The 10,152-nt window shown below is 56.0% G+C and carries 9 protein-coding genes; 7 read left to right on the top strand and 2 right to left on the bottom strand.

All coding sequences use genetic code 11. From position 1 onward, the window contains the following. Positions 1 to 4 precede the first annotated feature (4 nt). On the bottom strand, positions 5 to 979 hold the full coding sequence (locus tag ACQKPC_RS28140) for an enoyl-CoA hydratase/isomerase family protein (protein ID WP_427627883.1): 975 nt from the start codon (positions 977 to 979) through the stop codon (positions 5 to 7). A 196-nt stretch (positions 980 to 1,175) separates the two neighbouring features. On the opposite strand from ACQKPC_RS28140, the gene ACQKPC_RS28145 reads away from it, so the two are divergent. The 7 genes from ACQKPC_RS28145 (at position 1,176) to ACQKPC_RS28175 (ending at position 9,134) form a co-directional block, all read left to right on the top strand. Further along, positions 1,176 to 2,024 (top strand): SDR family oxidoreductase, encoded by an 849-nt coding sequence (locus ACQKPC_RS28145; protein ID WP_427627885.1) that lies wholly within the window; start codon positions 1,176 to 1,178, stop codon positions 2,022 to 2,024. Positions 2,025 to 2,247: 223 nt separating this feature from the next. Further along, a complete protein-coding gene (locus ACQKPC_RS28150) occupies positions 2,248 to 2,907 on the top strand; it encodes a winged helix-turn-helix transcriptional regulator (protein WP_046043291.1) in 660 nt (219 codons plus the stop codon). 405 nt (positions 2,908 to 3,312) lie between these two features. After that, the gene (locus tag ACQKPC_RS28155; protein WP_427627887.1) at positions 3,313 to 4,683 is read left to right on the top strand and encodes an outer membrane protein transport protein; all 1,371 of its coding nucleotides are present in this window, start codon (positions 3,313 to 3,315) and stop codon (positions 4,681 to 4,683) included. Between the two features lie 197 nt (positions 4,684 to 4,880). Continuing rightward, positions 4,881 to 6,524, top strand: a complete 1,644-nt coding sequence (locus ACQKPC_RS28160) for a GMC oxidoreductase (protein WP_427627889.1) — start codon at positions 4,881 to 4,883, stop codon at positions 6,522 to 6,524. Between the two features lie 24 nt (positions 6,525 to 6,548). Beyond that, on the top strand, positions 6,549 to 7,814 hold the full coding sequence (locus ACQKPC_RS28165; RefSeq protein WP_427627891.1) for an NADH:flavin oxidoreductase/NADH oxidase family protein: 1,266 nt from the start codon (positions 6,549 to 6,551) through the stop codon (positions 7,812 to 7,814). A 53-nt stretch (positions 7,815 to 7,867) separates the two neighbouring features. After that, positions 7,868 to 8,749 carry an alpha/beta fold hydrolase gene (locus tag ACQKPC_RS28170; RefSeq protein ID WP_427627893.1) on the top strand — a complete coding sequence of 294 codons (882 nt, stop codon included), beginning with the start codon at positions 7,868 to 7,870 and terminating at the stop codon, positions 8,747 to 8,749. Beyond that, on the top strand, positions 8,736 to 9,134 hold the full coding sequence (locus tag ACQKPC_RS28175; RefSeq protein WP_427627895.1) for a helicase: 399 nt from the start codon (positions 8,736 to 8,738) through the stop codon (positions 9,132 to 9,134). Before ACQKPC_RS28170 ends, ACQKPC_RS28175 begins: the two co-directional genes overlap by 14 nt. Positions 9,135 to 9,425: 291 nt before the next feature. On the opposite strand, the gene ACQKPC_RS28180 is transcribed toward ACQKPC_RS28175, so the two are convergent. Continuing rightward, the coding region (locus ACQKPC_RS28180; RefSeq protein WP_427627896.1) for a putative bifunctional diguanylate cyclase/phosphodiesterase at positions 9,426 to 10,152 on the bottom strand (727 nt) is incomplete at its 5' end.

Consider the following 10,152-nt stretch of genomic DNA (forward strand, 5'->3'; position numbering starts at 1 on the left):
TGATTCATTTCCTCCCTCCCCCGTTTTGCAGGGGCAAAGAGCCTTGCTCAAGGGTTTGCTCGAAAATGGCCGGGTTGTAGAACGGCACGTTGCCGTCCCGATCCGTGCGCTCAAGGTATTCAACCATGAGCGATTGCGCAGTCTCGGTCGGCGAGATCTTGATGAATTCGGTACGCTCCATATGCAGCCCCTCGTCGAGAGTGGCTGACCCGCCGAAGTACACGGCTCGCTTGACTGCCTCAATCGCCCCTTTGGGTCGGGAACCCAGATACCCGGCCAGCTCGATGGCTCGATCAAGCAGCGCATCTGGAGCAACCACTTCGTCGATGTATCCTATTTCGAGCGCCTTCTGTGGTGACACCGGCCGACCGTCAAGCATCAGCATCAGCGCGCGATGGGCGCCGACCAGTCGTGGTAATCGCTGAGTGCCTCCGCCACCAGGAAGGATTCCAAGTAGCACCTCGGGCTGACCGATGAAGAAATTGCCATCCGCCATCAGGCGGACGTCACACGCTAGCGCGAGCTCGCTGCCAAGTCCCAGCGCAGATCCATTCAGCGCGGCGACGAAAATGACGCCGCTGCGGTTCATCCGTAAAAAAGTGTCGTGCAGCTTGTCGAGTTGCATCCCGCCATCCAGCGGTGTCAGGGACGCAGCTACCGCCAATGGCGCAATACCGCGAACGGTCTTGGCGGTTCGAGCGATCGCCGAGGCCATACTACGCCCGACCGACGGGATACTCTTTCCACCTTCCTGCAGCCAACGAACGTCTGCATGACCGATGAAACGCTCAGGATGAGTTCCGGTGAGCACCACCGCTTTTACCGCGGTATCGGACTCCAGCTTGTCCAATAGCCCCGAAAGCTCATTGGCCATGTCCAACCCCATCAACCCGTGTGGACCTCCATCCAGCCGCGCAACCAACACAGAGCCACGGGACTCCATATCAAGGTATTCAGGCGGCGTATGCATCTTCGTCATCTCTTGGATCCTCCGGTGACAAACGTAAGGAGCAAGCGCTCCCATCAGTATTTCCACCTTCTGACCAGTCATCAGATCAGTCGGAGAGATGGATAACACTGTTATTGCAAAACATAACACCGTTATATTACTCTCGCAATATGCACTGACCTGTACACAAAACCTGAATGCTCAGCTCCTGAAGGGAACCTCTGAAATGAAACCGCACATCACTGTGGTACAGAGCAATCAAACACCCAGAAACCCGACTGAATCCCTTCTTCCTGAATGGAGACCAGCCATCTTCGTCACAGGCGCGGCTTCGGGAATCGGTCGCGCCTGCGCTGAATTGTTTGCGCGGCGCGGTTGGTTCGTGGGGCTATACGATATCGATTCAGAGGGTGTCGCTGCGGTCGCCGCGATCCTGGGAGAGGGCAACGCCGTCTCCGGTGCGCTCGACGTGAGCGATCCCGAAGCATGGAAGCAAGCGCTTATGGATTTCTGGGCACATAGCGGCCACCGGCTTGACGTGTTGCTCAATAACGCTGGGATTCTCGCTGCCGGTCAATTTGAAGCCGTACCGTTGACCAAGCACCAAGCAATGCTTGACGTGAACGTTCAGGGAATGATCACCGGCTGTCACAGCGCCTTCCAGTACCTGCGAGGCACGCCCTGCTCTCATGTCATCAATATGGCCTCCGCCACCGCAATCTACGGCCAGCCCGAACTTGCAACCTACTCGGCGAGCAAGTTCGCCGTGCGCGGATTCACCGAAGGACTCGACCTCGAATGGGGAAAGTTCGGCATTCGCGTGAGCGATATCTGGCCGAGCTTCGTAAAGACCGCAATGGCTGATGACTACGGTCGTATCCCCAGCGCCAGATCGCTGGGTATTCGGCTCACGTCGCACGACGTCGCATCGACCGTGTGGGCTTGCGCGACGTCGAAACGACGAATCCACAAGACCCACTGGACAGTCGGCATGCAAGCCGGATTCTTGTCGTTCGCTACACGTCTCGCGCCTGCGGCTCTCTCCCGCTGGATCGTCCAACGCATTGCGCGATAACGGATAGGTTCATGGCATAGCTATACGCTTTATATAGCGCCATGACTAAACGAACGGTATAGTGAAATCAATAAGAATGACTCAACCTGTTCAGTGAGCGATACATGAAAGCGACCGTGAGATCAGCCGTCCAAGGGACTGGAACAACGCCCAATGCCTTCGACTTGAGGCAGCAGTGGCTTTTCACTGTATTTCAACTGAGCGGAATTTTGTACAATGCGCCATGACAAACAAAACCTACGGTCAACTCTGCCCCTTAGCCCGGTCGCTCGACGTACTCGGAGATCGCTGGACGCTGCTCTTGATTCGCGAACTCCTGTTAGGTCCGAAGCGTTTCAAGGATCTGCTCGCGATCCTGCCTGCAATGGGTACAAACCGGCTGTCCGAACGCCTGGCCATGCTGGTGCAGAACGGCGTCATTCAACAAGTCACCCTGCACACACCTTCCGCCACGCCAGCTTACGAGCTGACGGACTTGGGCGAGCAACTGCGCAAGCCGGTGATCGCGCTGGGATTCTGGGGGCTGAGCCTGCCGATCGACGAACGCATCGATCCGTCCAGTGCTCGTGCGGAACTCATAGCCCTGTGCCTGACAGGCTCGAACGATTCGGCAGCGAGCGCCGGTTTGCAGGAGTTGTACGAGTTTCAGGTGGGGGCGGAAGTCTTCCATATTCGAGTCAACGACGGGAACCTGTTGGCACGCTCCGGGCCGAGCGAAGAGCCCATCGACGTCAAAATACAATGCGACATGGAAACCTTCATTGCGTTAGTCCTGCGCCAGATCACTCCAACTCGCGCACTTCGCGAAGGTCATGCAAAGCTGTTGCAAGGGGATCGGCCAGCCTTCACACGAGTGTGCAAAGTACTCGAATACAAGCCCTAGGACTGCCGGCCTTTCCCCCTTCCCTCGCGCCATGCGGATCGAGGGGGACTTGCCCGCCCGGCATCCGTCATTGCCTCTTTATCAGCGAGTTGCTTGCAGCCTTGTACCCGCGTCTGGCCCGAGGGTACTTGCCTGCCAGGCAAGGCTCTTCTTGCCATCAACGCAACTTGCAACCCCAAAATATATAAATAGGGCAATCGCCTGATTGCCTGTGATATTCCATAGAGGGCTTTGTAACTAAAAAACAACTACGTGTCTGCAAGATCCAATTAACACTCCCCACTCCAGCCCGGCCGGCACTGTTGATGTATACGGCCGCCCACGATTTCTATTCATCCCGACAACAACAACAACAACAACAACAACAACAACAACAACAACAACAACAACAACAGGTACCGTCAGATGAACCATGAATATTTTTCTGCGCTTCGCCCTTCCCAGAAATCAGTACTGCGTTTGAAGCGTCATCTTGAGACAGGGTCCACCCTGATACTCAAGTCAAGCAGTGCATTGTTCAAAACCACTCTGTCATTGGCTATCTGTGGGCAGGCAACTTTATCTTTAGCCAATGGTTTATCTATTAACGAGCAAAGCGTTAGCAGCGCCGGAACTGCTTATGCCGGGCGCTCGTCTGCGGCTCTGGATGCAAGTACTGTCTATGGAAATCCGGCCGGCCTGAGCAAGATAAAGCGCAGGGAAGTGAGCGGAGGGTTCGCCTTGATCAAGGTTAATAGTGATATTAAAAACGCTCATAGCGATGCGCCAGGCACCAACAAAGGAGATTCCGTACCCCTGACGACAATCCCTTTTGGATATTTATCCATACCGATTGACGAACGCTTCACTTTCGGCTTGGGCTTGTACGCTCTCTATGGCCTTGTGAACGATTACGAAAGTTCGTTCCAGGGACGCTACCATGGTTCCTATAGCAAGGTTCAAGTTAAAACCCTGAACTCCGCCGTTGCTTATCGCATCAATGATCATGTCTCTGTCGGAGGCGGGCTAACATTGAACCGTATCGAAAACAATATGCAAACCTATTTGGCCACAGGGCTGCTCAATGGGGGCAACGACACGCAGATCACTATCAAGGGTAACGATAACGCCGTTGGCTATAATTTCGGCCTGATGGTCGACCTGAACGACTCCACCACGTGGGGCGTCACCTATCATTCAAAACTTGATTTTCACGTCAACGGCCATACGCAGGTGAGCAACTCGCCAGGTGCTTTCGGTCTCGATGGCAAGTACAGCAATAAAATTGACATCACGTTGCCAGAGTCGCTGGACACATCGTTTACCCATCACTTTGACGACCGCTGGACTGGCTACCTGGGCGCAACCTGGACCCGATGGAGCCGCGTTCAGAGGATCGAAGCGGTCAATAGTGGTGTACCGCCGCTGGGCCAGCAACTGGGTTTCAACAGCTTTGGAGATGACTTTAAATTACATGACACCTGGTCGATGGCTGTTGGGGCCTCGTACCAGCTTTCCCCGCAATGGCTGTTGCGCAGCGGCTTCGCTTACGATCCATCACCTGCCCGCAACGCCGATCGAAACGTCCGACTCCCCGTGGGCAACCGAAAAGCCGTGACGTTGGGTATAGGTTTCTCTCCCGACACCGACCTGACCATCGATTTGGCTTATGGCTATCTATGGGAATCAACCACCTCCGTCAACCAGGCAAATACAACCGGCGTACAGCCCGGGTACAGCGCGAAATACGACAACAGCGCGCACATTATAGGTACACAGATAACCTACCGTTTCTGACTTGCCCCCTCCTGCGTCTCTGCCTACAGCCTTAACACACTATACTATTCGTATAGCGCTATAAATATACGAATGGTATAGTCATCCTGACAGTGTCATTCCTGCAACCAGTGCCCGCAGCACCATTACAAAAACAAGGAGACCGGCATGACCCGTTTTTTCACGCCTCTACGCAGTGCTTGCCTGAGCAGCATGCAATGAATCCATCTTTCGATTTCGACTACATCGTGATCGGCTCCGGATTCGGTGGCAGCGTGTCCGCCTTCCGGCTGACAGAAAAGGGCTACCGCGTTGGCGTAATGGAGATGGGCCGACGCTGGACGGCCGAGGACTTTCCAAAATCCAACTGGGACGCGCGGCGCTGGATGTGGCGCCCCGGGCTGAAGATGTTCGGTTTCTACAACATGCGCCTGTTCCGTCACGTGATGATCGTCAGCGGCAACGCAGTCGGTGGCGGATCCATTACCTATGCCAACGCCTTGCTGACACCGCGCGATAGCGTATGGAATGAGGGTTCCTGGGCCGGCCTGGCGGACTGGAAACGGATCATGCCGCAGTACTACGCCACAGCAGAGAAGATGCTGGGCGTGACAGAGAGCAAGATCATGGGCGAGGCTGATCTGCGCCTCAGGAAAATGGCGGATCTGCAAGGTGTGGGCCACACGTTTCACCTCCCACGCGTTGGTACCTTCTTTGCTCCCGATGGTGAAGAAGGCGGTCAGACCTACCCGGATCCCTACTTCAATGGTGAAGGCCCGGCGCGCGGAACCTGTACCGGGTGCGGTGGCTGCATGATGGGTTGCAAGCACAACGCCAAGAACACACTCGACAAGAACTACCTTTATCTCGCAGAAAAGCGCGGCGCCCAGGTTTTTGCCGAGACCAAGGTGGTGGACGTGCGACCGCTCAACGGCAAAGAAGACGGCAGTGACGGCTATGAAGTCTTCACTGAATGCTCGACCGCCTGGTTCGCCAAACTGCGCCGCAGTTTTCGCTGCCGCGGTGTGATCTTCGCCGCCTCCTCGTTGGGCACCATGGAATTGTTGTTCAGGCTCAAGCAAAACGGGTCGTTGCCGCGCATCAGCGACGACCTCGGAAAGCGTGTGCGCACCAATGCCGAATCCCTTATCGGTATACGCTTTCCGGCAGCGGACAAGAGCATGTCGCCAGGACTGGCGGGGGGCGGCAGCATCTATCTCGATGAGCACACCCATATCGGAGTCGTGCGCTACCCGGAAGGCTCGGATGCGATAGGCCTGATGATGACCTTGCTATGCGGCGGGCGCCCGGGGTGGATGCGAATATTGACCTGGCTATGGACGCTGCTCAAACATCCACTGCAAGCATTGCTCGTGCACAACCCCGCAGGTTTCGCCCGTCAAACCATGTTACTGCTGGTGATGCAGACAGCGGACGCGTCTCTCGATATGCGACTCAAGCGTCGCTGGTTTTGGCCGTTCGCGAAACAGCTCGCCAGCGAAGGCGGCCCCATCCCCACCTTCATTCCGGAGGCGAATGCCTTTGCTGAAAAGGGCGCAAAGGCGCTCGGTGGCATACCGACCACCTTTCTCTCCGAGATTTTATTCAACATCCCGACCACGGCGCATTGCATGGGCGGCTGTGCGATGGCGGACTCGCCGGAGCGCGGCGTGATGGACGTACAGAACCGGGTCTTCGGCTATCAGAACCTGCTGGTTTGCGACGGCTCGATGCTCAGCGCCAATCTCGGGGTCAATCCAAGCCTGACGATTACCGCGCTGACCGAGCATGCCATGTCGTACATCCCAGTGAAAAACAAGCGGGTATCGAACGCCATCCCGCTGCACACCCTTCAACCTTGAATCAGACCTTATAGAGAACTCACCATGACCGCCTCCTCGCCTGAAGAAAATCTGCTGAGCCAGCCCTTGCAACTCCCGAACGGCAGCGCTTTTCGCAATCGCCTCGCCAAGGCATCCATGAGCGAAACGCTGGGTACCTACAACAATCACCCGACGTTGAAACTGGTCGAGTTGTACCGGCGCTGGTCCGCCTCGGGCATTGGTTTGCTCATCACCGGAAATGTGATGATCGACCGGCGTGCACTCGGTGAACCAGGCAACGTGGTGATCGAGGATGAAGCGGACCTGCCTGTGCTACGCCAGTGGGCTCGTGCGGCAACCGAGCAGGGAGCGGCGATCTGGGTGCAGCTCAATCACCCCGGTAAGCAGTCGACCAAAGGCTTGAATGCCAGCAACCTCGCGCCATCGGCCGTGCCCTTTCGCGAGGACATGGCCGCGCTCTTCGAGACCCCACGCGAAGCCACCACGGCCGAGATCGAAGACATCATCCGGCGCTTTGGACGCAGCGCGGCCATCTGCAAGGAGGCTGGCTTCAGCGGCGTGCAGATCCATGGCGCGCACGGTTATCTGATTAACCAGTTCCTCTCGCCACACCACAATCGGCGTACGGATGAATGGGGTGGCAGCCCGGAAAAACGTCGACGTTTCGTCTTGGCTGTTTACGCCGAGATTCGCCGCCAGGTCGGTGCCGAATTTCCCGTCGGCATCAAGCTCAACTCCGCAGATTTCCAGCGCGGCGGCTTCACCGAAGAGGAATCGATGGCGACGATTCATGCACTTGCCGAAGCAGGCATCGACCTGATTGAGATTTCGGGGGGCACCTACGAGGCTCCAGCCATGAGCGGCGGGCTCCAGGAAACGAAAAAAGCATCCACCGTAGCGCGTGAGGCTTACTTTCTTGAGTTTGCTGAAAAGGTGCGCGCCTCGATCAAGGTACCTTTGATGGTCACTGGCGGTTTTCGCAGTGCCGCCGCCATGAACGCTGCGCTGCGCTGCGGAGCGCTCGATGTCATTGGCCTCGCGCGGTTATTGGCCATTGATCCCGAGGCACCGGCGGCCCTGCTGCAAGGGCAGGACAGTTCGCAACGCGTACGGCCGATCACCACAGGTATCAAGCAAATCGATCAGATGGGCGTCATGGAAATCTTCTGGTACACGCTGCAGCTCAAACGAATCGCCAATGGCGGTGATCCGCGTCCCAACGAAAGTGGGCTGTGGGCATTTTCAAAATCAGTGATGAAAAGCGGCTGGGGCACGTTCCGTACGCGGCGCATGCGGGCGCGGGCCTGAGCCCGAGGCTCGCTCGCATAGATAGCCACAACAACCACCTGGAAGACTTCAATATGACCGACACCCACTTCACCGCCCCCACTCGCTTCGTGGAAGTCGACGGGGATAAATTTGCCTATCGCCGCTGGGGCAACAATACGACAGGCCAGCCCCCTCTGTTCTTTCTTCAACATTTCCGCGGCGGTATGGATCATTGGGATCCACTCATGACGGATGGCCTGGCTGCGGGGCGCGAGGTCATCCTCTACAACGGTCGCGGGATTGCCTCTTCATCCGGAAAACCGCGTACACGGATCGAACATATGGCCGACGATGCTGCTGCGGTGATCCGCGCGCTGGGCCTGTCCAAGGTCGATGTTTTAGGTTTCTCACTCGGTGGTTTTCAAGCCCAGGACCTGACACGACGCCATCCCGACCTCGTGCGCAAGCTCATGCTGCTCGGCACCGGACCTCGTGGCGGTAATCCGGATTCAGACCCTGGAGTGCTGGAAGCTGCACCGCGCCCCGTTCCGACCCTGGAAGACTTTCTGTTTCTGTTCTTCGGTCGATCCCCGGCGGCGCAGCAGGCCGGACGTGATTTCTGGGAGCGCCGTCATCAGCGTGTCGACCAGGACCCACCCAGTTCTCCTGAAGTGATACAGGCCCAGATCGAAGCGAATATGTACTATTTGCCGAAGCTGGACCCGAACGATCCTTTCAAACATCTGCGCGAGATCAAACAGCCGACGTTCATTCTCAATGGCATGAATGACGTTATGGTTCCAACGGTCAATTCCTGGTACATGGCTCAGAACATCCCGAACGCCCAACTGTTCCTGTACCCAGATGCCGGTCATGGTGCTCAACTCCAATGCCCTGAGCGTTTTCTCAAACACGCCACTCAATTCCTCAACGAGTCACCCCTTGCGGAGCAAGCTCATCATGCTGAAGTTTAAATTTTTGTTATGGGCGCTGACCAAGCTATTACAGAGAACAATCAAAAAAAGTCCTGACTGTGCAAAATACGTTAAAGGCAAGGAGCTGGTCTTTCAGATCCAAACGCATGACGGAGTGGGTCGCTACTTCACCCTTAAAAACGCCAAGATAAAATCCTCTGCCGGTTTGACTGAAAAGCCAAAATTTACCCTGTTGTTTAGAGATGCAGCAAAGGGTTTCGCCATTCTGTCTGCCAAAGACAGTAAAGATGCATTTCTGACAGGATTGCGTAAAGAGGACTTGGTTATCCGCGGTGACTTTGTTGAAGTGATGTGGTTCCAGGGATTAACTGAATACTTGCAGCCCGGTAAAAAAGTATCAGCATTTTACCCTTCGACGCGCTAGGAATTTGATGCGGTGAGCCCTACTTGATCTGACAGTCACCCACTTTTTTATGGGTGCCTGTCAGATCTGACTTTCTCGCCGTGATCTTAGTGGCTATTCAAGAGTTTTCGGGCTCAGGCAGCCCCCCGTTTCGGTCGCTCGTGTTCTGGGTGCGAGTGGGGGGGGAAAGTGGAGGCATCGCTAAGTTTTTTCGGCCTTAAACCACCGCCATAGAGCCTAGTCAAAATGTTCTTCGGGGATCCGGATAGCCTGTCATAAAGCACGCCGAGCGTTTTACCGTACGCAGCGTCACTAACGCCCGGGTATTGGACTGCCTGGGCGTTTTACAACGCGTTTTCGCCTGAGCGAGTCAGGGCTCGCAATGCGGCTCGGTTGAGGCAACCGGGGCGTACGCAGTAACACACTGATTTCATCGCAGCTGACCGCTCTGCTGAAAAAGTGGCCTTGAATTTCATCGCAGCCGTTTTCACGCAGGAAGGTTTGCTGCTCTTCGGTTTCGACACCTTCGGCAATGACCTTCAGGTTCAGTTTGTGCCCCAACGAAATCACTGCGGTGGCGATGGCTTTGTCGTTCTCGTTGTCGGGCAGATCGCGCACGAAAGACTGGTCGATCTTGAGTCTCGCGATCGGGAAACTTTTCAATGCTGCGAGGCTGGAGTAGCCGGTGCCGAAGTCGTCGATCGAGAGACTGATCCCCATTGATTGCAGTTCCTTCATTTTGCTGATGGCTTGCTGAAGGTCTTGCATGATCAGACTTTCGGTCAGCTCCAGCTCAAGGTACATCGGGTCCAGTCCGGTTTCTTGCAAGGCATGCATCACCCGGTCGATCAGGTCCCTTTCGATGAACTGGCGTGCTGAAATATTCACCGACATAGTGATCGGCGGCCAGCCCGCATCCTGCCAGGCCTTGTTCTGTCTGCACGCAGTATGAATCACCCAGTCGCCGATGGGCACGATCAACCCGGTCTCTTCGGCCTGCGGAATGAATTTGATTGGAGACACCATGCCGAGCTCGGGA

Source organism: Pseudomonas sp. NPDC089918 (genome assembly GCF_050280605.1).
Lineage (GTDB): Bacteria > Pseudomonadota > Gammaproteobacteria > Pseudomonadales > Pseudomonadaceae > Aquipseudomonas.